Annotated in this window: 24 protein-coding genes; 9 read left to right on the top strand and 15 right to left on the bottom strand. The window is 64.8% G+C overall.

Annotated elements, in window-relative coordinates:
• Positions 1-11 precede the first annotated feature (11 nt).
• The 5 genes from egtD to Ga0102493_RS05665 form a co-directional block, all read right to left on the bottom strand.
• Positions 12-1,013, bottom strand: a complete 1,002-nt coding sequence (egtD, locus tag Ga0102493_RS05685; protein WP_034903840.1) for an L-histidine N(alpha)-methyltransferase — start codon at positions 1,011-1,013, stop codon at positions 12-14.
• A 3-nt stretch (positions 1,014-1,016) separates the two neighbouring features.
• Positions 1,017-2,297 carry an ergothioneine biosynthesis protein EgtB gene (gene egtB / locus Ga0102493_RS05680; RefSeq protein WP_034903842.1) on the bottom strand — a complete coding sequence of 427 codons (1,281 nt, stop codon included), beginning with the start codon at positions 2,295-2,297 and terminating at the stop codon, positions 1,017-1,019.
• A 169-nt stretch (positions 2,298-2,466) separates the two neighbouring features.
• Positions 2,467-2,661: a hypothetical protein gene (locus Ga0102493_RS05675; protein WP_034903844.1), complete on the bottom strand. Its 195-nt coding sequence runs from the start codon at positions 2,659-2,661 to the stop codon at positions 2,467-2,469.
• A 62-nt stretch (positions 2,662-2,723) separates the two neighbouring features.
• Positions 2,724-4,133 carry a class II 3-deoxy-7-phosphoheptulonate synthase gene (locus Ga0102493_RS05670; RefSeq protein WP_418251656.1) on the bottom strand — a complete coding sequence of 470 codons (1,410 nt, stop codon included), beginning with the start codon at positions 4,131-4,133 and terminating at the stop codon, positions 2,724-2,726.
• 101 nt (positions 4,134-4,234) lie between these two features.
• A complete protein-coding gene (locus tag Ga0102493_RS05665) occupies positions 4,235-7,267 on the bottom strand; it encodes a M16 family metallopeptidase (RefSeq protein ID WP_051697974.1) in 3,033 nt (1,010 codons plus the stop codon).
• A 115-nt stretch (positions 7,268-7,382) separates the two neighbouring features.
• On the opposite strand from Ga0102493_RS05665, the gene Ga0102493_RS05660 reads away from it, so the two are divergent.
• From Ga0102493_RS05660 to Ga0102493_RS05630, 7 genes are all read left to right on the top strand, one after another.
• Positions 7,383-7,961 carry a NifU family protein gene (locus Ga0102493_RS05660; protein ID WP_034903846.1) on the top strand — a complete coding sequence of 193 codons (579 nt, stop codon included), beginning with the start codon at positions 7,383-7,385 and terminating at the stop codon, positions 7,959-7,961.
• Positions 7,962-7,989: 28 nt separating this feature from the next.
• A complete protein-coding gene (locus tag Ga0102493_RS05655; RefSeq protein ID WP_034903847.1) occupies positions 7,990-8,598 on the top strand; it encodes a malonic semialdehyde reductase in 609 nt (202 codons plus the stop codon).
• A gap of 77 nt (positions 8,599-8,675) precedes the next feature.
• Complete coding sequence (gene tsaB / locus Ga0102493_RS05650; protein ID WP_034903849.1) at positions 8,676-9,347, top strand: tRNA (adenosine(37)-N6)-threonylcarbamoyltransferase complex dimerization subunit type 1 TsaB; 672 nt, start codon at positions 8,676-8,678, stop codon at positions 9,345-9,347.
• A complete protein-coding gene (locus Ga0102493_RS05645) occupies positions 9,344-9,850 on the top strand; it encodes a GNAT family N-acetyltransferase (protein WP_034903850.1) in 507 nt (168 codons plus the stop codon). The genes tsaB and Ga0102493_RS05645 overlap by 4 nt, the downstream gene beginning before the upstream one ends.
• A gap of 128 nt (positions 9,851-9,978) precedes the next feature.
• A complete protein-coding gene (locus Ga0102493_RS05640; protein WP_034904097.1) occupies positions 9,979-10,416 on the top strand; it encodes a Ros/MucR family transcriptional regulator in 438 nt (145 codons plus the stop codon).
• Between the two features lie 181 nt (positions 10,417-10,597).
• Positions 10,598-11,020: a Fur family transcriptional regulator gene (locus Ga0102493_RS05635; protein WP_034903851.1), complete on the top strand. Its 423-nt coding sequence runs from the start codon at positions 10,598-10,600 to the stop codon at positions 11,018-11,020.
• Between the two features lie 18 nt (positions 11,021-11,038).
• Complete coding sequence (locus Ga0102493_RS05630) at positions 11,039-11,956, top strand: lysophospholipid acyltransferase family protein (RefSeq protein ID WP_034903852.1); 918 nt, start codon at positions 11,039-11,041, stop codon at positions 11,954-11,956.
• A gap of 3 nt (positions 11,957-11,959) precedes the next feature.
• On the opposite strand, the gene Ga0102493_RS05625 is transcribed toward Ga0102493_RS05630, so the two are convergent.
• The 10 genes from Ga0102493_RS05625 to Ga0102493_RS05580 all read right to left on the bottom strand — a co-directional run bounded on the left by Ga0102493_RS05625 (position 11,960) and on the right by Ga0102493_RS05580 (position 21,412).
• Positions 11,960-12,844 (bottom strand): LysR substrate-binding domain-containing protein, encoded by an 885-nt coding sequence (locus Ga0102493_RS05625; protein ID WP_081845646.1) that lies wholly within the window; start codon positions 12,842-12,844, stop codon positions 11,960-11,962.
• A gap of 93 nt (positions 12,845-12,937) precedes the next feature.
• Positions 12,938-13,900, bottom strand: coding sequence for a hemolysin family protein (locus Ga0102493_RS05620; protein WP_051697976.1), 963 nt, complete (start codon positions 13,898-13,900; stop codon positions 12,938-12,940).
• Between the two features lie 20 nt (positions 13,901-13,920).
• Positions 13,921-14,418 carry an rRNA maturation RNase YbeY gene (gene ybeY, locus Ga0102493_RS05615; protein WP_034903857.1) on the bottom strand — a complete coding sequence of 166 codons (498 nt, stop codon included), beginning with the start codon at positions 14,416-14,418 and terminating at the stop codon, positions 13,921-13,923.
• 157 nt (positions 14,419-14,575) lie between these two features.
• Positions 14,576-15,499 carry a hypothetical protein gene (locus tag Ga0102493_RS05610; RefSeq protein ID WP_150132426.1) on the bottom strand — a complete coding sequence of 308 codons (924 nt, stop codon included), beginning with the start codon at positions 15,497-15,499 and terminating at the stop codon, positions 14,576-14,578.
• Positions 15,496-16,881 (bottom strand): glycosyltransferase family 2 protein, encoded by a 1,386-nt coding sequence (locus Ga0102493_RS05605; protein WP_081845655.1) that lies wholly within the window; start codon positions 16,879-16,881, stop codon positions 15,496-15,498. Before Ga0102493_RS05605 ends, Ga0102493_RS05610 begins: the two co-directional genes overlap by 4 nt.
• 244 nt (positions 16,882-17,125) lie before the next feature.
• A complete protein-coding gene (locus Ga0102493_RS05600) occupies positions 17,126-17,425 on the bottom strand; it encodes a hypothetical protein (RefSeq protein WP_034903860.1) in 300 nt (99 codons plus the stop codon).
• A 366-nt stretch (positions 17,426-17,791) separates the two neighbouring features.
• Entirely contained in the window at positions 17,792-18,823 is a 1,032-nt protein-coding gene (locus tag Ga0102493_RS05595) for a PhoH family protein (protein ID WP_034903865.1), read from the bottom strand.
• Between the two features lie 155 nt (positions 18,824-18,978).
• Positions 18,979-20,322, bottom strand: a complete 1,344-nt coding sequence (gene miaB, locus Ga0102493_RS05590; RefSeq protein WP_034903870.1) for a tRNA (N6-isopentenyl adenosine(37)-C2)-methylthiotransferase MiaB — start codon at positions 20,320-20,322, stop codon at positions 18,979-18,981.
• 89 nt (positions 20,323-20,411) lie between these two features.
• Positions 20,412-20,897: a hypothetical protein gene (locus Ga0102493_RS05585; protein WP_034903872.1), complete on the bottom strand. Its 486-nt coding sequence runs from the start codon at positions 20,895-20,897 to the stop codon at positions 20,412-20,414.
• A 50-nt stretch (positions 20,898-20,947) separates the two neighbouring features.
• Positions 20,948-21,412 carry a peptidylprolyl isomerase gene (locus tag Ga0102493_RS05580; RefSeq protein ID WP_034903874.1) on the bottom strand — a complete coding sequence of 155 codons (465 nt, stop codon included), beginning with the start codon at positions 21,410-21,412 and terminating at the stop codon, positions 20,948-20,950.
• Positions 21,413-21,526: 114 nt separating this feature from the next.
• Between Ga0102493_RS05580 and mgtE the strand changes: the two genes are divergently transcribed.
• A complete protein-coding gene (gene mgtE / locus Ga0102493_RS05575) occupies positions 21,527-22,972 on the top strand; it encodes a magnesium transporter (RefSeq protein ID WP_034903875.1) in 1,446 nt (481 codons plus the stop codon).
• 33 nt (positions 22,973-23,005) lie between these two features.
• Positions 23,006-23,761 carry a glucose 1-dehydrogenase gene (locus Ga0102493_RS05570; RefSeq protein WP_034903876.1) on the top strand — a complete coding sequence of 252 codons (756 nt, stop codon included), beginning with the start codon at positions 23,006-23,008 and terminating at the stop codon, positions 23,759-23,761.
• Positions 23,762-23,779: the final 18 nt, after the last annotated feature.

Below are 23,779 nucleotides of genomic sequence, written 5' to 3'. Positions count from 1 at the left end.
GCGCGTTTTCGTCACGGCGCAGAGCGCGGGGGCCGGGCTTCGGCGAGGATCATCGAGAAGCGCCCCTCCGCATCGAGCCAGCGCTGGACCGGCTCCCAGCCGCCGGCGAGCAGCAGCATGTTCGAAGTGCGGCGGTTGAACTTGTGGCTGTTCTCGGTGTGGATCGTCTCGCCCTTCTCCATCCCGAATGCCTCGCCGCTGACCGTGAAGCCGATCGCCTCCTCGGCGACGAGATGCATCTCGATCCGGGCATAGTCGTCGTTCCAGCGCGCTTCGTGGTGAAGCTTGTCCAGCGGAATGTCGCCTTCGAGTTCGCGGTTGATCCGCCGCACGAGGTTTGTGTTGAACTGGGCCGTCACCCCGCCCGCATCGTCATAGGCGGCGACCAGCACCTCCTCGTTCTTGATGAGGTCCATCCCGATCAGCAGCTGCGCTCCGGTGCCAAGCGTCTCGCGCATCGAGCGCAAGAGGTCCACAGCGGTGCGCGCGACCATATTGCCGATGGTCGATCCGGGGAAGAAGCCCAGTTTGGGCTGGTCCGCGACTTCGCCCGGCAATTCGACGCGGCGCATGAAATCGGCCTCGACCGGATGGACCGGCAGGGCCGGGAATTTCTCCGCGAGATCGGCAGCCGCCGCGCGCAGGAAATCGCCCGCAATGTCGAGCGGCACATAGGAGGCGGGCTCGATCGCGGAGAGCAGCAGCGGCGTCTTGACCGAGGAACCCGATCCGAATTCGACCACGGCCCGGCCCGATCCGATCATCTCCGCGAATTCCCCGGCGCGGGTCTTCAATATCTCGGTCTCGGCGCGGGTCGGGTAATATTCGGGGACCTTGGTGATGTCCTCGAACAATTGCGAGCCCGCATCGTCATAGAGCCAGCGCGCGGAGATCGCCTTGGGCGAGCCGCGGAGGCCTTCGAGCACGTCGGCGCGGAAGGCGAGATCGATCCCGCTTTCATCGCGTTCCACCAGCGCGAGGCCGGTCTTCGTGGCCCCCTTGTTCTTCGTCATGCCTTACAGATCCCTTGCGAGCCTCAACCCGGTGAATTGCCATTGCTGGTGCGGGTAGAAGAAATTGCGGTACGAGGCGCGCGAATGGCCGCGCACCGTGGCGCAGCTTGCGCCTTTCAATACGAACTGCCCGCTCATGAACTTGCCGTTGTATTCGCCCACCGCGCCGGCCGCCGGGCGGAAGCGGGGATAGGGCAGATAGGCCGAGCGGGTGAATTGCCAGCAATCGCCGAACAGCTCCTTGCCCCCGCGCGGGGCCGGCGCGGCGGCATCGTCGAGCTGGTTGCCAGCGCACGCATCGTGGGCCGTGGCACTGGCCGACCCGTCCTGCCCGCGCGCGATCGCTTCCCATTCGAATTCGGTCGGGAGCCGCATGCCTGCCCAGCTCGCAAAGGCATCGGCTTCGAAATAGTTGATGTGGGTGACAGGGGCGTGCGGGTCGCGCTTCTGCCAGCCGGCATGAGTGAAGGCCTCGCCTTCGCGCCAGTAGAGCGGTGCGCGCGCACCCGTTTCCCCGACCCAGGCCCAGCCGTCGGAAAGCCAGAGCGAGGCGGTATCATAGCCGCCATCGGCGATGAATTCGGCCCACTCGCCGTTCGTCACCAGCCGGTCCGCCAGCGCGAAGGGTTCGAGCAGCACGCGGTGGCGCGGGCCTTCGTTGTCGAAGGCGAAGGCCTCGTCGGGAGCCGACCCGTCATGGCCGACCAGCGCGATGCCGCCGGGGTGTTCGTGCCAGCCCTGCTCGCCTGCGGGCGCGGACGGTCCGGGTGCCGCATCCCACATCGCCGGGCCAAGGGGGTTGTGCCAAAGCGCGTGCTTGATGTCGGTGAGCAGCAATTCGATGTGCTGCTGTTCGTGCGCGATGCCGAGCCGGATGAGATCCTTGCAGGCCGGGTCGGAGAGCAGCGGCTCCATCGCCTCGTTCACCGCCGCGCGCCAGTCGAGCACCTCGCCCAGCGTCGGGCGCGAGAGCAGCCCGCGCGAAAAGCGCGCGATGCGCGCTCCTTCCGCCTCGTAATAGGAATTGAACAGGAACGGCCAGTCCGCGTCGTACCTTTCGTATCCCGGCACGTGGTCGCGCAGCAGGAACGTCTCCCAGAACCATGTCGTATGGGCGAGATGCCACTTGGCCGGGCTTGCATCCTCCATCGACTGGATGGTGGCATCGGCATCGGACAGCGGTTCGACCAGCGCCTCGCTCAGCGCGCGGGTGGCGGCAAAACTCTGAGCAAGAGGGGTTTCTTCGCTGCTTGCGGCGGGAACGGACGACGCCTCGGTCGGCATGGATCGGGTCAAGCGGGACCTCCTCGCATCGGCCGGGCCGCAGGTAAGAGGGCCCGTTCGGATGCCGACATGAAGCAAACGCGATTGGAATGAAAGGGTTGCAACAGCATCGAACGGCGAGATGCACCGTGCCTGCCATAAGCCGGATCGAGTGCGCGTGCCGGTCCGTCTATACGCCCCGATCCGCTCGCAGCGCCTCGAGCCGGGCCTCGATCTCGGCATGCATGCGCCGCGAACGTTCCCGCGCCGCGCGCGCTGCCGCGCGGGCTTCGCGGCGCGCGGCGAGGATCGGGCGCAGCGCACCGAGCGCAGCGCAGCCGATCGCGATACTGGCGGCAAGAAGGAACGGGTCGGCAGCAGGCATGGGGCGCGATCCTGCTCCGATCATGCCTTAACAAGGACGAACGCGCCCCCGAGCAGCTTTGCCTAGGCCGCGTCGGCCTTCGCACCTGCCCCGCGCTCGTTCGCCGCTTCGTTAAGCATTTCGGCGATGAGGAAAGCGAGTTCGAGCGATTGCTCGGCATTGAGCCGCGGGTCGCAATGCGTGTGGTAGCGATCGCCGAGCCGTTCCTCGGTGATCGCGACCGCGCCGCCGACGCATTCGGTCACGTCCTGCCCGGTCATCTCGATATGGATACCGCCGGGGTGCGTGCCTTCCTCGCGGTGGACCGCGAAGAAGCCCTTCACTTCCTTGAGGATGCGGTCAAAGGGCCGCGTCTTGAAGCCGGTGTCCGATTTCACGACATTGCCGTGCATCGGGTCGCAGCTCCACACCACCGGGTGCCCCTCGCGCTTCACCGCGCGCACCAGCCGCGGCAGGCCGTCCTCGACCTTGTCGTGGCCGAACCGGGTGATGAGCGTGATCCGACCTGGCTCGCGCTGCGGGTCGAGCGTGTCGAGAAGGCGCAGCAGGTCGTCGGGTTCGAGGCTGGGCCCGCATTTCATGCCGAGCGGATTGGCGATCCCGCGCGCCCATTCGATATGCGCGCTGCCCGGAAAACGGGTGCGATCGCCGATCCACAGCATGTGCGCGGAGGTCGCATACCACCGGCCGGTGAGCGAATCCTGCCGCGTCATCGCCTGTTCGTAGGGCAGAAGCAGGCCTTCATGGCTGGTGTAGAAGCTCGTGCCCTGCAATTGCGGCACGGTGGCGGGGTCAATCCCGCAGGCTTCCATGAAATCCAGTGCCTCGCCGATCCGGTCGGCGGTCTGGCTAAATTTCTCGGTCCACGGCGTGCGGCCCATGAAATCGAGCGTCCACTGGTGGACCTGGCGCAGGTTCGCATAGCCCCCGCCGGCAAAGGCGCGCAGCAGGTTGAGCGTCGCCGCCGCCTGCGAATAGGCGCGCAGCATGCGCTGGGGATCGTTGCGGCGCTGTTCGGGGTCGAAATCGATGCCGTTGATATTGTCGCCGAAATAGCTCGGCAGCGTCATGTCGCCGATCGTTTCCGTGGGCGAGGACCGCGGCTTGGCGAACTGGCCCGCCATCCGGCCGACCTTCACCACCGGGCGCTTGCTGGCGAAAGTCATGACGACCGCCATCTGCAGCAGCACGCGGAACGTGTCGCGGATGTTGTTCGGGTGGAATTCGGCGAAGCTTTCGGCGCAGTCCCCGCCCTGGAGCAGGAAACCGTGCCCGTTCGCGACATCGGCAAGATCGGCCTTCAGCGCCCGTGCCTCGCCCGCGAAGACGAGCGGCGGATAATTGCCGAGCGTCTGCTCGGCCGCGGCCAGTTCGCCTGCATCCTCGTAATGCGGCAGATGCCGCGCTTCATGGGCCTTCCAGCCGTCGGGTTTCCAGTCCTTCGCCACGTTCAACTCGTTCACATCCGTCATGTCACTTTGCCAAGGGCAGCGCGCCTAGGCCCGCGTATTCCATCTGTAAAGCCGCAAGGGGCCTTGCGACAACAATGTGTCGCGCCCGATTCAGGGCTCGATCACCGTCCGATCACCTGTACGCGCTCTCGCTGCGCCGCCGTCGGAGCGGGCGCCACGTCGGGGATCGCGCTTGCCGGGGGCGTTTCGGCGAGGTCCTGTCCTTCGGGGATGATCGCCAGCTTGAGCGGCGTCTTCTGCACGAAATACCGATCCGCGAGAAGCAGCATGATCTCGGGCGTTGTCTGCGAATAATCCGCCAGCAGCGAACGCAGGAACCGCACCCGCGCCGGATCGGTGGTCGCGCCTTCGAGATTGTAGAGCCAGAACTGGTTGCCGGTCGAGGCCCGCCGGATCCGCTCGGCAAGCGGTGCGGTGACGCGTTCGAGCTCGTCCTCGGTCGGCGGATTGGTCGCGAGATCATCGGCGATCTTGTCCGCCGCGGCGAAGAAGAACGGCACGAATTCCGGCTCGAGCTGAGCAAGCGCGGTGATCCGCCCGCCGCTCGAAAGGTCCTCGGGCCACTTGGAGAAGACCTGCGGTGAATAGCTGGCGCCGGCCTGCTCGCGCAGCGCGTCCATCAGACGGTTGTTGAACACCTGCGTCAGGATTTCGAGCTGGCGCGCCTCGCGGATCCGGGCCGTGCCGCCCGCGCTCGGCCAGGTGACGACCGCCGCGGCCTGGTTTTCATCGCCGCGATGAAAGCGCACCACCGGCTCGCCACCGGTGACCGGGAAATCGGGCACGCGCGCGGCAATTTCGGGCGCGATCGGCTCACGCTCGGGCAGCGCGCCAAAAGTCCTGCGCAGCTTCTCGACGATCGCTTCCTTGTCGAACTGGCCGAACACCAGCACTTCGACCGGGCCTTGGGCAAGCAGCGGCTCCCACACCTTGCGGAAACCCTCGGGCGTGACGCTTTCGAGTGCCTCCGGGTCGGGGGTCGCAAAGCGCGGGTCCATGTCGGTCTGGATATATTCGAGATCCCGGGCGAGGATCCCGCCGGGGCTCGTGGCGAAGGTGTTATAGGCAAGCTCGGCCGCGGCCTTGGCGCGCTTCACCGGGTCCGGGTCCCAGCGCGGCATGCCGAGCTTGGCGGCGAAGAGATAGAGCTGGTCGGCGACATCCTCCGACCGGGTCTGTGCGGTGAAGGTGAAGACCGCATCGTCGATGCCGAATTCGAAGCCGATCTTGCGCCCGGTCGAAATCCGGTCGAGCTCTTCCTGCCCCAGTTCACCAAGGCCCGAGCCGACCAGCGCGACTTCGCCCAGCGGGGCGTAGACCGCGCTTTCCTCGTCGAAAGCGCGGTAGCCTGCGCCGAAGCGCACGCGCACTGTCACCCGGCCCGGCTCCGCATCGTTCGCCCAGATCAGCGCCTTGACGCCATTGTCGAAATCGATCCGCTCGATCTCGAGCACGCCGAGCGGTACGCGGCTGACGATCGTGCCCGGCTCGCCGACCGGCGGGAGGTCGCCGAATTCGATGGTCTGCGCAGCGAGGCGGGCGCTGCCGTCCACTTCGACCTCGCTCGAAAGGGCAAGCTTGAAGCGACCCTCGTCGGCCTCGCCCAGTTCGGGCGTGACATAGACCGAACGGATCACGCTGCCTTCGAACAGGCCTCGCGTGCGTTCGAGCACTTCGGCCGGATTCAGGCGGTCCTTCATGCCGCGAAAGACCTCGAGCACCACTTCGGGCGCGGCGACGGTTTCGCGGATATCGACGGCATTGACGAGATTGTCGGCGAGTTCGCTGCCCGCCTGCACGCTGCGCTGTTCGACCTGGTTGGCAAAGACGACATCGAATTCGGCCGCCTCGCGGTCAATCTCCTCCTGCGTGGGCGGACTGGCTAGAGCATCGGCGATGACGGCGCGGACCTCGGCAAGCGCGGCCTGCCAGTCATCGGTGAGCGGCGCGAGGCTGACGAACGTCGCATCGGTCGAACGCGAGATGTCCTCCTGCCTGACCGCAGCGTAGAGGAAGCTGCCCCCGGCGCGTGCGCGCGCCTCGAGCCGCCGGTTGATGATCGCCTGCGCCACCGCGTCGAGCAGCAGGCCTTCATTGTAGACGATCGTGTCGTCGACCTTCCGCCACGGCCGCATCACGGCATAGGTGAGATTGCGCGGCAGGTCGGGTTCGGTCGCGATGCCGAGATCGCCGATCGGCGCGCTGAGCACCGGGCTGGCCTTGGCGCCTTCGGGGGCCGCGGGATCTCCAAAATCGGGCGGCGTTCCGGCTTCGCCCTTGCCCTGCCAGTCACCGAACCATTGTTCGACGAGGCCCGCGAGCACTTCGGGCTCGGCATCGCCAGCGACGACGATGACGGTGTTCTCGGGCCGGTACCAGCGATTATAGAAGCCCTGCACGCCTTGCGCATCCGCCGCTTCGAGAGTTGCCACCGTGCCGATCGGATTGCGCGTCGCAAGCCGCTGGCCGGCGAAGAAGGTCCTCCGCGTCAGGTCGGCGACGCGCTGTCCCGCCCCGCCCCGCTCGCGTTTTTCGGCAAGGACGATCCGGCGTTCAGCGGCCACGTTCTCTTCGCTCAGCACCGGCTCGCGGATCATGCCGGAAAGCAGTCTGAAGCTTTCGACCAGTTTCGCCTGGTCGATATTCGGGATGTCGAGCCGGTAGGCGGTATGCGTCGGGCTGGTCTCGGCATTGGCATCGCTGCCGAACGTCGCGCCCAGCCGCTGCCACGCCGCGATCGCCTCGGCCTGGCCGAGATATTTGCTCTCCCGGAACAGGAGGTGTTCGAGAAGGTGGGCGAAGCCCTGTTCGTCGTCGCGCTCATGCAGGGAACCCGCATCGATCCGCACCCGGATCGAAACCTGGCCGGGCGGCACGCCGTTGCGGCGCACCGCATAGCGCAAGCCGTTATCCATCGCGCCGAACAGCCATTCGCGGTCTACGGGCACATTGCTGCCTTCGTAGAGCCACGGCGTTTCATCGCCCGTCTGGATCGCGGTGGGCGCGGGAATGGCGATCTCTTTGGCCACGGCCGCCTCGGCCGGAGCCGCCTCCTGCGCGAAGGAAGGGGCGGCGAACGCGAGCGGGGCGAAGAGAAGCGAAAGGGCGGCACTGGCCCGGACGAGGACTTTCATGACTGTCCTATAGGGGTTCGGGCCATGAAGGACCAGTGAATGTCCCGTCATGCCGGCACGAAACTTCGCAAATCTCACAGTTGGCAGGGCCACGCGTCGATACTATATCTCAGTTATGTTCATCGAAACCGAAACCACCCCGAACCCCGCCAGCCTCAAGTTCCTGCCGGGCCGCACCGTCATGCCTTCGGGCACGCGCGAATTCGCTTCGCCCGAAGCGGCGGCCGCAAGCCCGCTGGCACAGGCGCTGTTCGACACGGGCGAGGTGGTGAACGTGTTCTATGGCTGGAACTTCATCACCGTCACCGCCGCGCCGGGCGCGGACTGGGGTGCGTTGAAGCCGCAGGTGGTCGCGATCCTGCTCGATCACTTCGTCTCGGAGGCGCCGCTGTTCCAGGGCGGCAGCGCGGACGGGATCGCGGTCCCGGCCGAGGACGAGCCGGTCGTCGAAGAGGACGAGGCCGATGCCGAAACCGTCGCGGCGATCAACGAATTGCTCGAAACCCGGGTGCGCCCCGCCGTCGCGGGCGATGGCGGCGACATCGCCTATCGCGGTTTCAAGGACGGCGTCGTCTATCTCACCCTGCAGGGCGCCTGTTCGGGCTGCCCGTCGAGCACGGCGACACTCAAGCAGGGAATCGAAAGCCTGCTGAAACATTACGTCCCCGAAGTCGTTGAAGTGCGAGCCGCCTGACTCTCGCTTTCATCTACCGGGGCCTTTCATGACCAAGCAGTTCCACGGGCACGTCCTTTCGGACCATGCGCTCGACCAGATCTTCAACGAAGCGCGCACGTATAACGGCTGGCTCGACAAGCCGGTCACCGACGAACAATTGCACGCAATCTGGAACCTCGTGAAGATGGCGCCGACTTCGGCCAACATGCAGCCTGCCCGCATCGTCTGGGCGAAGAGCGACGAGGCGAAGACGAAGCTCGCCGAATGCGCGATGGAGGGCAACAAGGACAAGATCCGCGCCGCTCCCGTTACCGCGATCATCGGCTATGACATCGACTTTCACGAGGAACTGCCTTGGCTGTTCCCGCACACCGACGCGAAGAGCTGGTTCGAGGGTGACGAGGAAAGCCGCAGGGAAGGCGCGTTCCGCAATTCCTCGCTCCAAGGGGCCTACCTTATCCTCGCCGCGCGGGCGGTGGGGCTCGATTGCGGACCGATGTCGGGTTTCGACGCCGAAGCGGTGAACAAGGCCTTCTTCGCCGACGAGCCGCGCCACCGGGCCAATTTCCTGTGCTCGATCGGATATGGCGACCCGGAAAGCATCTTCGAGCGCAGCCCGCGCCCCGATTTCGACCGGTTCAACCGCATCGCCTGATCGTCCTTTTCCGGGCGCTCTGGCATCTTGCGCCTAGTATCTTGCGAAGGCGCGCGGCTTGGGGCATCGGCTCACCCATGTCCGGGCCGTCACGCATCCTTGCCATCGAGACCGCGAGCGAGGCCTGCTCAATCGCCCTATTCAAAGGCGGTTTCGAGGACGGCGCGCTGCTCGCCCACGACCATGCCGTGCTCGGACGCGGCCATGCCGAACGTCTCGTGCCGATGATCGCGCAGCTTCCCGAAAGCGGCCGAGCCGGTCGGATCTGCGTCTCGCGTGGGCCGGGCAGTTTCACCGGGGTCCGCATCGGCATCGCCGCGGCGCGTGCGCTCGGCCTTGCCTGGGGCGCCGAAGTGCTGGGTTACCCCACCCTCGCCCTGGTCGCCGCAATGGCCCGCCGCGAGCATCCCGGCGAGCCGGTGACGGTGTGCATGACCGGCGGGCATGGCGAATGGTTCCTCGCCGATTTCGATGCCGACGGCCTGCCGCAGGGCGCGTTCGCTTCGCTCACCCCCGATGCCGCGCGCGAATGGCCCGCCCACCCGCTCGTTGCGGGCAGCAAGGCGCGCGAATTCGTCGCGGCGCGCAAAGGCGACACCAGCCGCGCGCTGGACCTGCTGCCCGATGCGCGCGCCCTGCCGGCGCTGCCGCCGGAACTGCTGACGCACGACGTCGGCGCGATCTACGGCCGCCCGCCCGACGCCACCCCGCAATCTCCCGCCAACCCAGACACGGGCACGCCGCGATGAGCCCACGCGACCAGCTCGTCGATCAGATCATGGAAGTGATGGAGGCCGCCTTCGACCCCGCTTTCGGCGAGGCGTGGAACCGGCGCCAGGTCGCCGATGCGCTGGTTTTGCCGAGCACCCATGCGCTCGTGCTCGACGCGGGCGGCAACATCATCGCATCGAGCGACCGGACCGGGCACGGCGAATGGAGCGCGCAGGACGACGCCGGATCGCCAGCGGGCTTCGTCCTCACGCGCCATGCCGTCGACGAGGAGGAATTGCTGCTGATCGGCGTCGTCCCCGCGTGCCGCCGGCGTGGGCTCGGCCAGATGCTGATCGACCGCCTGTTCGATGCCGCCCGGGCGCGCGGGGCAACGCGCATTTTCCTCGAAATGCGGCGCGGCAATCCGGCGATCAATCTCTATCGCAAGGTCGGCTTTGAGCCGATCGGCGAACGCCCCAACTATTACCGGCTCGCCAATGGCAACCGAGTGGACGCCATTACTTTCGGCCGTTCGATCTAATTTTATCTGACCCTGTAATTCGCACAATAAGAACGCTGCCTGCTTGCAATGCGGGCAAAGCTGCTTCATTGCGCAAAAATCGGCACGACGCCGGCAAAGGGGAAAACCCGATAAACAATGAGGAACTCATGCAGGATCTGGAAAACGACATGAAGGAAACACTGATCACGCTGACGAGCGATATTGTCGCCGCTCATGTCAGCAACAATGATGTCGCGGTGGGCGATGTCCCCGCACTTATCACGAGTGTCTTCGGCGCGCTTTCGCAGCTCGGACAGGAACAGGAAACGCAAACCGAACCGCCCGAACCAGCAGTTTCGATCCGCGCTTCGGTCAAGCCTGATTACATCGTCTGTCTCGAGGACGGCAAGAAGCTCAAGATGCTCAAGCGCTATCTGCGCACCAATTACAACATGACCCCGGAAGAATATCGCAAGCGCTGGAATCTCCCCTCCGACTACCCGATGGTCGCGCCCAATTACGCCGAAACCCGCCGCGATCTGGCCAAGAAGATCGGCCTCGGGCGCAAGCCGGGTTCGGGCCGCGGGCTCAAGAAAACGTCCTGATCGTCCGCTGACGGACCGCGAAGCGGGCGGGAGGTCGTCCTTCGGGTCGCACCGTCCTTCCGCCGCTTTCGGACCTGCCCTGCTTGAGCATTCTGCCCGGTCCCGGTAAGGTCTTACCCAGATAAGTCCGGGTGCGAGCCTTCTTGCAGGCGCGGCCTGCCCCGTGGCGAGGGAGATACGCTTGAACCAGAAAATCGATCTTGAACAATTGTGCGCGGAAAAAGGCCTGCGCATCACCGAACAGCGCCGCGTCATCGCCAGGGTGCTTTCGGAAAGCGACGACCATCCCGATGTTGAACTGCTCCACAGCCGGGCCAGCGCGATCGATCCCAAGATCTCGATCGCGACCGTCTATCGCACCGTGCGCCTGTTTGAGGAAGCGGGCATTCTCGACCGGCACGATTTCGGCGACGGCCGCTCGCGCTACGAACCCGTGCCAGAGGCGCATCACGATCACCTGATCGACGTCGAGACCGGCAAGGTCGTCGAATTCGTCGATCCCGAAGTCGAATCGCTCCAGCGCCAGATCGCCGAAAAACTGGGCTACCGCCTCGTCGATCACCGCATGGAGCTATACGGCGTTCGGCTCTCGCGCGATGACTGACGGCGATGACTGACAGCCATGACTGACGGTTCGTTCGAGGCCTATGCCGGTGCGTCCGGCGATGCGGCGCAGTGGGAATTGCGCCAGGCCGCCGCGCGCGGAGAGGCGACGCCGATCACGGCGATGGGCTGGGTGCGGATCGTGCTGCGCTCGATTGCGCTGCTCGTGCTGATGCTGGTCTTCGTGCCGCTCCATTACGCCTATCGCGTGTTCGCCTATGGCTCCCCTTTCCCGATGCTGTTCCTGCGCTATGCGGCGCGCGTGTCGGGGGCGAGGGTCGAGGTGGTCGGCACCCACCTGAAACGCGACGTTTTCTATGTCGCGAACCACGTCTCCTGGATCGACATCCTTGCGCTTGCCGGTGCCTGCGGAACGGCATTCGTCGCCAAGGCTGAGCTCGCGCAGGCGCCGCTGGTGGGCTGGCTCTCCTCGCTCAACCGCACCGTCTTCGTAAAGCGCGAACACCGCATGGGCGTCGCCGAACAGATCAATGCCCTCAAGGAAGCTCTCGCCGACAACTGGTCGGTCACGGTCTTCCCCGAAGGCACGACCACAGACGGGCAATCGCTGCTCCCGTTCAAGACGAGCATGCTGAGCGTGCTCGAACCGCCGCCGCCCGGCGTGCTCGTGCAGCCGGTGCTGCTCGATTACGGTTCGGTCGCCGAATGGATCGGCTGGATCGGCGAGGAAGGCGGGCTCAACAACGCCAAGCGGGTGCTCTCGCGCAAGGGCAGCTTTGTGCTGCGGATCGAGTTCCTCGAACCGTTCAGCCCGGAGGACTTCCGCGGCCGCAAGGCGATAAGCGTCGAAGCGCGCCGCCGGATCGAGGAGGCGCTGCGCGAGGCGCTCGGCAAGCCGCTGCGCGATTTCGCCCACGACGTTCCGCCGGTGCGTTACCAGGGCCGCCGCGAAGCGACCCCCGAAACGCTGCAATAGCGCCTAGAGCCCCGCGCGCACCAGCCAGTCGTGAAACAGTCGGACCGGCCGCATTTCGAGCGCGGTCGGCTTGCACACGAACCAGTAGGAATAAGGGCTCTGCACCTCGGCGCCCGGCAAGTTGGTGAGCCGGTTGTCCGCCGCCCGCCGCAGGTGGTCGTCGTGCATAATCGCAATGCCCAACCCCTGCGCCGCGGCCTCGAGCATGAGCTGGCCCGAATCGTAATGGTCGATCGCGGCCGGATCCATGTCTTCCAGGTCGTTCGCTTTCTTCCACGCGACGAAGCTTTCGGGCAATTCGTTATGGATAAGGAAGGTCTGGCGCGAGAGGCTTTCGGGCGTGATCGCATCGCCAATCGCATCGGCCACGTCCCTGGAGCAGATCGCATGGACGAGATTGTGGTCGAGCCGCACGGCGTGGAGCCCGCTCGCCGGCCCCCGCGACAGGATGATCGCGGCATCGAGCGTATCGCCCACACGGTCTTCGAGGTGCGGCGCGGTGTCGATATCGATATGAAGCAGCGGGTGGCGCTTTCTCAGTTCGCCGAGCCGCGGGAACAGGCGCTGGCTGCCGAACATCGGCAGGACGCCGAGGCGCAAGCGCAGCAGCGAGACATTGTCCGACTGGCTTTCGACCGCCCGCGCGAGTGCTTCGAGATGCGGGTTCACCGCTTCGTAGAAGGCCTGCCCCTCATCGGTTAGCTGCATCGACTGGCGCGCGCGCGTGAACAGCTTCTTGCCGACGAATTCTTCCAGATTGGTGATCCGGCGGGAAAGCGCCGATGGGCTCAATCCGATCTCCTCGGCCGCGGCGCGGGCGGAACCGAGACGGACAGTGCGCATGAACGCTTCGAGCGCACGAAGGGGAGGCAGACGGCGTGACGGCATGGACGAACTCCTTGGTGGGAGGAGATACGCATGTCGAGCGGATTGGATGCAAAAAATCGAAGCGAAATCGATTTTTCTGGTGGGAATGTGCGATTATTGCACGCCGGCCGGCTGGGGCAGAGGCTCGGTCGGGCGCGTATGCGGCGCATGGAGCCGGAGGCGCTTCACATGGGTGTCGTCGCCTTCGGTGACCTCAATGCGCCATCCGCTCGAATGTTCCAGCACCGCGCCGACCGGCGGAACCGCCTCGCCCAGCACGAAGGCGAGCCCGCCCAGCGTGTCGACCGATTCCTCGACCTCGGCAAGGCGCGGGTCGACATGTTCGGCGACATCGTCGAGCTCGGCGCGCGCGTCGCAATCCCACATGCCGTCGCCGATCGGAACGATCAGCGCCTCGGGCGTCTCATCGTGTTCGTCCTCGATTTCGCCGACGATTTCCTCGACGAGGTCCTCGATCGTTATGATGCCGTCCGTGCCGGAGAACTCGTCGAGAACGATGGCGAGATGGACCCGGCGCGCGCGCATGTCGGCAAGCACGTCGAGCGCGCCGCGCGCCTGCGGCACGTAGAGCGGCTGGCGCATCAGCACCGTCCAGTCGCGCGGCGGCTTCTTCCCGTTCGCAAGATAGCCGAAGACGTCCTTAATGTGGATCATGCCGATCACGTCGTCGAGCGTGCCGCGATAGACCGGCATGCGCGAGTGGCCGTGTTCGGAGAAGGTCGCGACAAGCTCGTCCCAGCCGATCCCCGCCTCGACCGCGACGATCTCGCCGCGCGGGACGGCGACGTCGTCGGCATCGTTGTCGGAGAAATGCAGGAGGTTGCGTAACATCTGCCGCTCGACCGGCGAGAGGTCACCATTGCCGCCCGCGGAGCTTTCGTGCTGTTCCTCGTCCTCGTTTTCGTCCTCGTGCTCGTCGATCGCCTCTTCGAGCTGTGCGCGCAGGCTGCGGTCGCCTTCGCCGAGTCTCAATGCTTTCCGGATCGCGGGCCCCAAATTGGACCACAATCCGCCGCTACTCTCCGCTTCTCCGGAGGGGGATGGGGAATCGGGCATGGCCCTTGCTCTAGGCTCCTTTACGCTCCTGGCGTTTCGCGATCCCCATATGGGTCCGCGATGCCCATTTTTGCAAGGGCTGCGATTTCCAGCGCCTCCATCGCCTCGGCCTGTTCGTCGGAATCGACGTGGTCGTGTCCGGCAAGGTGAAGCAGTCCGTGGACGATCAGATGCGCTGCGTGGGCCTCTAGACTCGCGCCCTTGGCCTCCGCTTCGCGCATGCAGACGCCGAGCGCCAATGCGATGTCGCCGAGGAGGACCGGCGGGCCGTCGGGCGCAAGGCCAAGCAGTTCGGCGCGCTCCAACATGGGGAAGGAGAGGACATTGGTCGGCTTGTCGCGCCCTCGCCATTCGCGGTTGAGTTCATGCACCTCCTCGTTGGAGGTGAACAGCACGCTCACCGCGAGTCGCGCATTGGCGAGTTCGCGGGCGACCTTCCCCGCCGCCCCGGCCGCGCGCGCGGCTAGTGCCTCCCAATCGCCCGCCGGCCATTCGTCGATGTCGATGTCGAGCTGCATGACGCGGGCCCTTAGCGCGGATCGGTCCCCGCCGGAAAGAAGGGAGTCGGAGAGGTGCGAGCCGTCAGGAAGGAGCGGGTAATCGACCGATGGCGATTGACCGGGCGTGGGTGCTCAGTGGACGATCAGGATTGCCGTGAATGTCCTGAACGAACCTTCAGAAGCGCCGGCTCAGCGAAAACCGACCCTGGACGTAGTTGTAGTTATCGGTTTGAACGGCATTGTTTCCAGGAGTGTCTGTGTAGATCACCTCGGCCGCCGCACGCCATGGTCCTCGCGCAGGGCCCTCCACCTTGAGTTCCGCGTAGTTCGCCTGCTGCCAATCCGAACCCGTGAAACGCTGCGCTCCGATCCCGCCTACCGCGAGAAACTGCCAGCCTCCGATGAAGCGGCGTAACTGCACCACGGGGAGGACCTGTCCAAAATCCCGGGGCGAGAAATAGTCGAACTCGCCCGGGGCGGTGCTGTGAAAATACCGGCCACGTAGCTGAACACTCAATCCGAGTTCGGGCTTGACGACGTGCACGAAATTCGCGCGAAGATGAACGCGTTCATTTTCGCCGGAAAACTCCTGCAATCCAGCAAGCACGGTGAAGATGTTCCTATCATTCACAGGCAGATCGACTGCCGCACCGCCGAACGTGGTATAAAGTTCGCGCTCGAGCCCGAGCGGGGTTTCAATGACGTCGCGCTCGATGAAAAACTCCTTGCGGAAGCGGGAGTCGTCATAAACCGACGCGGACCCTATGACATCGTCACCATCAGTGCCGACCCGCGCTGACCAGGTCCAGCCGTCCGAGCGGTCGCCAACTTGCAAGAACACACGCTGACGTTGTTCGGTCGGTTGCCCCAGCGGCTGATACCAAGCGTTCTCTATTCTGATGCCTAGACGCTTAGCATCGCCGTCATTCCGCAAGTCCAGATCAACCGCAGTGCGCACGATCGTATTTTCGTCGCTATCGTCGGAGACGAATATCTCTGTGCCGATAGCCGGTCCGGGGCCGTTCACGTCTTGCGCTTGGCCTGGCACGCCGACCGCCATTGCTCCGCTTACCAGCAGCATGCACTTCAGGCGGTTCAACCCCATTGCTTGGTCCTTCCGAAAAATTCCGAGATGTAACCCCAAACAGAAACCGGTTGCATCACGACAGGATAAAAGAATGCAAAAAGGACAAAGCCCAAAGCGCTCTTCTCCATCGCGATACCTTCTCGCTTCATCATGCGGGTCTGGATGCGATAGATGATGACATTCCACAGCGCTGCGAGGGGTAGCACGAACAACGTGATTGGCCCGGCAAGCCAGAAGATGCCAAGGAAGGCTAGCACGATCCCCGGCAGGAACGCGAAAGTGAAAGCCAGGTCGATCGCGATGAACAGCAGGTTCCAATAAATAAACATGGTCCCGAGCCTCGGCATGATCAAAAGGCGCTTGTGCAAATTGAGCGCCTCGATCATCCCTCGCGCCCAGCGCTTGCGCTGCCGGGCGAGCGCGGAAAAGCTCTCGGGCGCATGGGTCCAGGCGATCGCATCTTCGGCATGCCGCACCCGGTAACCCCGTCGCAGGAAGGACCAGGTAAGGACGATGTCTTCGCCGACGGTATCAGGCCAACCGCCGGCTTCGATCAGCGCCGCTTTTCGATAGAGCGAAAATGCACCTTGGGCGACCAGGGTCGAATTGAACATCCCCTGCATCCGTTTAACCGCCGCGATGCCGTGGAAATAATCCCATTGCTGAGCTGCTGTTACGAGGGTCGCCTTGGGGTTATCGACCAGCACGGTTCCTGCAATGGCGGCGGTCTGGGGCGGTGCGGCATAAAGGTGCGCAACGAGCGCCGAGATCGCCCCCGGCTCCAGACGAGTATCGGCATCAATAGTGATGACGAGATCGTGAAAGGCCTTTGCTAGCCCGAAATTCAGAGCTGCCGCCTTTCCACTGTTCTTGGCCAATCTCAGAGGAATCAGGGAAAAGTCGTCCCGCGCCTCGCACAGGCTCTGGCAAGAGGAGGCGACGGCGAAGGTGTTGTCTTGCGACCCGTCATCGATCACGATCACTTCCAGCGGTCCCTGATAGTCCAGTTCACTAAGAGAGCGCAGGGTCTGCGAGATCATCTCCTCTTCCTGGTAAGCGGCAATCAGGATTGAGATGCCCGGCCACACCGGAGGATCGGCGCGCAGCGACGAAGGGCGAAGCACGAGCGAAGCGAGCAGAAAGGCATTCATGAAGCCAGGGATGTAGGCGATGAACGTCAGGACCGTGATGGCGAGGGTCGGATGTGTCAGTTCGCTGAGATCGGCCAGCCAAGGAAGCGAAAGCCAAAGCGAAAAGAGCATCCAAACCAAGGCGAAGACCAGGCTCGTTGCGTATACGGCGTTTCGTCGCCGAGCCCGCCCGACCCAATAGGGACGTCCTCGCCGGAGACCGAAGTCCCGGCGTTCAGGCAGATTGTGCAGTGCAGCGGTCATTCCTGCCGCCTCCGGGTTCGTCATCGTATTACGCTTCAATGCTGATCGCCGCAGGTGCCGCGTGAGATGGGTGAATGGTGCGTTAAGACTATCCTGAAATCTCTTCTGAAAGGTTCAGCCGCCAGACCCTCTCTGCAACGATGGAGAGCTGCAAGATGGCGCAAGAGACTGTTACCCGTGCAATCGACTTCGCGCTGCTGATCAGCCTCTTCGCAGGCAAGGCAGCAGTCGCCCTCGTCGCGATTTAGTCGAGTAGGTTGTAAGCTTCAGGCCCGGGCGGCTGGATGATCCAGCCGCTATCGATAGCCGTCGAAAGCGCCTGCTCTACTCCGACGACCACGAATACGGCTGCCGCGGCGGCAAGAATGCCGATCGCGAGGACCGTGAGCTGGCTGTCAGCTGCGAAGTGATGGTCCTCAGTTGGCCCACTTGTTTGGGCGAAAATGGGGAGAATGTCTTCATCGCCCTCAATGGCGCGGAGCGCTTCGGGAGGATACGTTTCCTCACGCTGTCGCTCATCCCAAATCCTGACTTCTCGATACATATTCACGGGTCCAGAAAAGCCATCAAAAGGTTGAAATTTAGACAACGTTAGGGTTGCGCGATGATGCGCCGGCGGTGCTTAGCCGATAATGGCAGGACTACTACCTGAATGATGCGATCAGTCTGATCGATTTTATGCGCGGCTTGAGGACTACCGGCCTCGATCCGCGGGGCGTTCAGCAAAAGAGGAAGGATCGTGGGACAGTCAGCCGTGCGATTGCATGCCTTGCTACCGGTCAAGGGATCCGCATTTCGCCCTCAGCTTAGCCGGGCAGAGTCAAGCTTGACCGGATGGCCGGAACGGGATCGCAAGCGGTAAGACTGCTTATGGGTTCAAACCGGCGAAACCAGACATTCGCCTGCGGGCTTACGCCCCCTCGCCCTCATAGGCCTCGACGATCCGGCCCACGATCGGATGGCGCACCACGTCGGCGGCGGTGAAGCGGATCGTGCCGAAGCCGTCCACCCCTTCGAGCCTTCCGACCGCATCGTTCAGACCGCTCATGTTAGGGCCGCCCGGAATGTCGACCTGGCGCGGGTCGCCGCAGATCACCATCCGGCTGTTCATGCCGAAGCGGGTCAGAAACATCTTCATCTGTTCGCGCGTCGTGTTCTGCGCCTCGTCGAGGATGACGAAAGCATCGGCCAGCGTGCGCCCGCGCATGAAGGCGATGGGCGCGATCTCGATCTCGCCGCTCAAGATCCGCCGCTCGACCTGTTCGGGCGGCATGCAGTCGTAGAGCGCGTCGTAGAGCGGGCGCAGGTAGGGATCGACCTTGTCCTTCATGTCGCCGGGCAGGAAGCCGATCTTCTCGCCCGCCTCGACCGCGGGGCGCGAGAGGATCAGGCGCTGGACGCTGCCGGTCATCAGCTGGCTCACCGCCTGCGCGACGGCGAGATAGGTCTTGCCGGTCCCTGCCGGGCCCAATGCGAAGATGATGTCGTCGCGCGCAAGGGAGCGCATATAGGCGATCTGCGTCGCCGAACGCGGCACGATCGTCTTGCGCCGCGTGCGAATCATGATCGGCGGCTCGTTCGTCTCGCCCGAAATGATGCCTTCCAATGTCGGCTCGTTCGACATCGCAATGAGCGATTCGATCGCGCCCGCGTCGAGGTCCTGCCCCATGGCGAGGCGATCATACATGGTCTGGAGCGTGTCGCGGGCGCGGGCGACATTGTCCTCCGGCCCCTCGATCATGACCTTGTCGCCGCGTGCATGGATGAAAACGCCAAGGCGGTTTTCCACCTGGACGAGATTCGCATCGAACTGGCCAAACAGTGGGCCGAGCAGCGACTGGTTGTCGAAGGAAAGCTCCGCCTGCGCGCGCCGGGGGACCGCAGTGCGGGGGGGATCGGGCGAGATCGCCGGATCGGCTGCGCGGGATGGTCGTCGGCCCATATGCTCCTTCGCGGTTGGCCCTTTTGCGGTTGGCCGTTCCTCGACTCGTCAAGGTAAGGTGCGCGGGGCGCAAAGCAAGCGCGCCCCCTTTCCAAGACGGTGGAAAGTCACGGGAACGCCGCGGGTCCGTCGCGATTTCGTAACGGGTCGCAGCGTCAGGCGAGCGCGGTTTCCCGCAGGAGCCCGCGCATCGAATTGGGTCCGGCCTCGGCGAGTTCGACGCTCACGATGTCGCCGATCTGCGCGGCTCCCTCGAACCAGACGCTCTGCAGCCAGGGCGACTTGCCGAGCCACTGGCCGGGATGCTTGCCCTTGCGCTCGACGAGGACGGTGCAGGTCCCGCCTACGCTCGCCTCGTTGAAGGCGAGCTGGTCGCGATTGAGGCGCGCCTGCAGGCGCTGGAGGCGTTCGTCCATGACCTCGCGCGGGAGCTGGTCCGCCATTGTCGCGGCGGGCGTTCCGGGACGCGGGGAATACTTGAAGCTGAAGGCGTGGGCGTATCTGACGGCGTCGACGAGCGCGAGCGTTTCGTCGAACTCGGCCTCGGTCTCGCCCGGAAACCCGACAATGAAATCGCCCGACAGCGCGATGTCGGGCCGCGCTTCGCGAAAGCGTTCGAGCAGTTTGAGATAGCTATCGGCGGTGTGCTGGCGGTTCATCGCCTTGAGCACCCGGTCGCTGCCCGCCTGCACGGGCAAGTGGAGATACGGCATGAGCTTGCCGACCTCGCCATGCGCGGCGATGAGGTCGTCTTCCATGTCGTTGGGGTGCGAGGTGGTGTAGCGGATGCGCTCGAGCCCGTCGATTTTTGCGAGCGCGCGGATCAGGCCCGCAAGGCCGACCGCGCGGCCCCTGTCGTCCTCGCCGCGCCAGGCATTGACGTTCTGGCCGAGCAGGGTGATTTCCATCGCGCCCGCATCGACCAGCCTGCGCGCTTCCTCGCCCAGATCATGGAAGGGCCGCGAGATTTCCGCGCCGCGCGTATAGGGCACGACGCAATAGGTGCAGAACTTGTCGCAGCCTTCCTGCACGGTGAGGAAGGCATTGGGCGCGCGCCGCCTGCGTTTCGGCAGCGCGTCGAACTTGGCGATCGCGGGCATGTCGGTGTCGGTCGAGCGCTCGCCGCGCGCCGCCCGGTCGAGCATTTCGGGCAGGCGGTGATAGGCCTGCGGGCCGACCACCATGCTCACCGCCGGAGCGCGCGCCATGATCTCCTCGCCCTCGGCCTGCGCGACGCAGCCCGCGACCGCGATCATGGGCTTGCGGCCCGCTTCCTCGCCCGCCTTCACCAGCCTGCCGATGTCGGAATAGACCTTTTCAGCAGCCTTTTCGCGGATGTGACAGGTGTTGAGGACCACGAGATCGGCCTCATCCCCTTCGGCCGCGGGGGTGATGCCGCGCTCCGCCAGCAGCTCGGCCATGCGCTCGCCGTCATAGACGTTCATCTGGCAGCCGAAGCTCTTGACCCGGTAGGTCCTAGGGGGATTCTGCGGTTTCATGAGGCGCGCGCCTTAGCGCCGATGGACGGCGGGTTCAACAAGGCACACGCTCCCACGAAGGGGCCCCGACTTCGTGGGGCCCTGCCGGTTCATTCGCAAGATATCGTCAAGTCCGCCGAGATCTTCTGCTCACGGCCGAGCGGCGTATCGACCCGCACCGTGCTGCCATCGAAGGATTCGTAACTGACGAGGCCGTTGTAGATCGTCTCGCCATCCTTGCTGTATCGAAGGGCCGAGCGGACTTTGCCGTTCATGTTGACGACGTTCAGGATGAGATACTGCCCATCGCCCGTGGTGTCCCGCGCGTTGGCGAAATCGGTCCCGTCGGTCCAGAAATCGAACGATTGGGTCGAAGTCGCACAGACCCCTTCCGCTTCGACCGGATTGCCCGCGATCATGCCGGAAACAGAGCCCGGCCCCTTGCCCTCGCTCAGTTCGGGAAACGCCGCGTCGGCCCCGCTGCCTTCGCTCGCCTCGGGCGCGGATGCGTCGGTCTCCGCCCCGCTTTCGCCGCCACAGGCGGCAAGCGTCAAGGCTGCGCCCGCTGCAAGCGCGGTGATGCTGGGATTTCTCATGGTTCCTCCTTCGCAGGCTCCGTTCGTCTCGCCGGGCGGCGTGCTTGCGTTCAGGAAACGCTCGCCTTCACGATCTTGCCCGGATTGGCCGGCGGCTCGCCCTTGGGCAGCGCGTCGACGTGTTCCATGCCGCTCTGGACCTCGCCCCAAACGGTGTATTGCTTGTCGAGGAAGGTCGCGTCGTCGAACACGATGAAGAACTGCGAATTGGCGCTGTCCGGGTTGGGCGTGCGGGCCATCGAGCACACGCCGCGCACGTGCGGTTCGGCGCTGAATTCGGCCTTGAGGTCGGGCCTGTCGCTGCCGCCCGTTCCGGTCCCGGTCGGATCGCCGCCCTGCGCCATGAAGCCGGGGATCACGCGGTGGAAGACGACGCCGTCATAGAAACCCTCTTTCGCAAGCTCGGTGATCCGTTCGACATGGCCGGGTGCGAGATCGGGCCGCAGCTTGATAACGACATCGCCGCCCTCCCCGTTTCCGGTGTCGAGCGTGAGGGTAAGCGTCTGGTCTGCCATGCGTGAATCTCCCGTAATGGTTGGCGTGTCGGTATAGTGGCTTGAGCCGCCGAGTCACCCCTGAGTGCGCGCGCCCGGCTTGCTTTTCCTCGGCCCATCCCTAGACCGGGCGGCATGGTCGAACCCGCCGATAAGGACGCCGTGCTGCTTGCCGATGCGCTCGAGGACGACGTGCGTCCCGACGACCGCATCGACGACGAACGCCACGACGAGGAGAACCGGCTCAAGCCTGAATATGTGAGCGCGGTGCGCGAGGCGCTCGAAGAAGGCGAAAAGGGCGCGGTCTACGACCTGGTCGAGCCGCTCCACCCGGCCGACATCGCGGACCTTCTGGAACTGCTGGACCGCGACGAACGCGAGCAGCTTGCCACCGCCATCACCGACCTGATGACGGTCGATGTCATCGCCGAACTCAACGACTTCGTGCGCGGCGAGATGATGACGGCCCTGCCCGCCCAGGCGGTCGCGCTGATCGCGCAGCAGCTCGAAACCGACGATGCGGTGCAGCTTCTGGAGGACCTCGACGAGGAAGACCAGAAGGCGATCATCGCCAATCTGCAGCCCGAAACGCAGGTCGTGGTCAATTCGGCGCTGTCCTATCCGGAAGAGACCGCCGGGCGGCTGATGAACCGCCACGTCATGGCGGTGCCCGAACACCTGACGGTCGGCGACCTCATCGACTATCTGCGCGAGAACGGGGATTTCACGCACGATTTCCACGAGGTATTCGTGATCGACGCAGCGCATCACCCTGTGGGGTCGTGCGCGCTGAACTGGATTCTCACCGCCCCGCGCTGGGTCAGGCTCACCGACATCATGAAGCGCGACCAGACGCTCATCCCGGTCACGATGGACCAGGAGGAAGTCGCGCTGATGTTCCAGAAGTACGCCCTGATCTCCGCCGCCGTCGTGGACGAAAGCGGGCGGCTGGTCGGCCAGATGACGGTCGACGACGTCGTTCACATCATCTCCGAGGAAGCGGGCGAGGACGCGCTGCTGATGTCGGGCGCGGGCGACGGCGACATCAACGAACCGATCCGCGAGGCCTATTCGAGCCGCGTGCGCTGGCTGGTCGCCAATCTTGGCACGGCGGTGGTGGCCTCCGGCATCATCGCCCTGTTCGGCGCTGCGATCGAGGAACTGGTGGCATTGGCCGTGCTGATGCCGATCGTCGCCAGCATCGGCGGCAATGCGGGGACGCAGACCATGGCGGTTTCGGTCCGCGCGATCGCCACCAACCAGCTGACCCGCTCCAACACCAAGCGCATCCTGTGGCGCGAAATGCGCGTCGCGATGCTGAACGGGGTGACGGTCGCGGTGCTGATCGGGATCGCGGCGGGCCTGCTGTTCTCGCCGATGATGGGCGCGGTGATCGCAGCGGCCATGGTCATCAACATCGCGGTCGCGGGGCTTGCGGGCGTGCTGGTCCCGGTGATCTTCGAACGGCTCGGGCAGGACCCGGCGGTCGCCTCCAGCGTGTTCGTCACGATGATCACGGATTCGATGGGCTTTTTCGCCTTCCTAGGTTTGGCAGTGGCAAGCGGGCTCGCCTCGCTCTAGCTCCTTTCCCCGACAGGAAGAGGGAGAGCGGGAATGGGACGGGTTTCGGGCAAGGTCGTGCTGCTGACGGGCGGCGCCATGGGCCTTGGCAAGGCGGCGGCAAAGGCACTGGTGGCCGAAGGCGCACAGGTCGTCATCACCGATATCGACGAGGATGCCGGCCGGGCCACGGCGCAGGAGGTTGGCTGCAGCTTCATCGCTCAGGACGTGACCGACTGGGACCGCTGGCTCGCCGTGATCGCCGAAATCGAGCGTGACCATGGCCGGCTCGACGTGCTCGTGAACAACGCCGCGATCACCGTCTTCGGTTCGGTCATGGACATCAGCGTCGAGGATTTCCGGCGCTGCTACACCGTCGATGTCGATTCGATCTTCATGGGCTGCAAGGCGGCGATCCCGCTGATGGCCAGGTCCGGCGGCGGGTCGATCGTCAATTTTTCCAGCGCCGCCGCGAACAAGCCGAGCGCGGATCTAGCCGCCTACAACAGCGCCAAGGCCGCCGTGCCCATGCTGACCAAGTCGATCGCGCTGTGGTGCGCGCGCGAGAAGAACGGCATCCGCGTCAATTCGGTCCAGCCGGGGACGATCCTGACCCCTAATGTCGAAAGCGTCATCGCCGGAACGCCCGATCCCGACGCGACGCGCGAAGCGTTCAGCGTGGCCCAGCCGGTCGGCCACATGGGCGAGCCCGAGGACATTGCGCATCTCGTCGTCTATCTCGCCAGCGACGAAAGCAGGTTCGCCACCGGCGCGCCCTTTATCGTGGACGGGGGCCTGTCGATCGCTTGACCGCGCCGGGCGAGCCGC

This window comes from Erythrobacter litoralis (assembly GCF_001719165.1).
Lineage (GTDB): Bacteria > Pseudomonadota > Alphaproteobacteria > Sphingomonadales > Sphingomonadaceae > Erythrobacter > Erythrobacter litoralis.
This window is presented reverse-complemented; position numbering and strand designations above follow the sequence as displayed.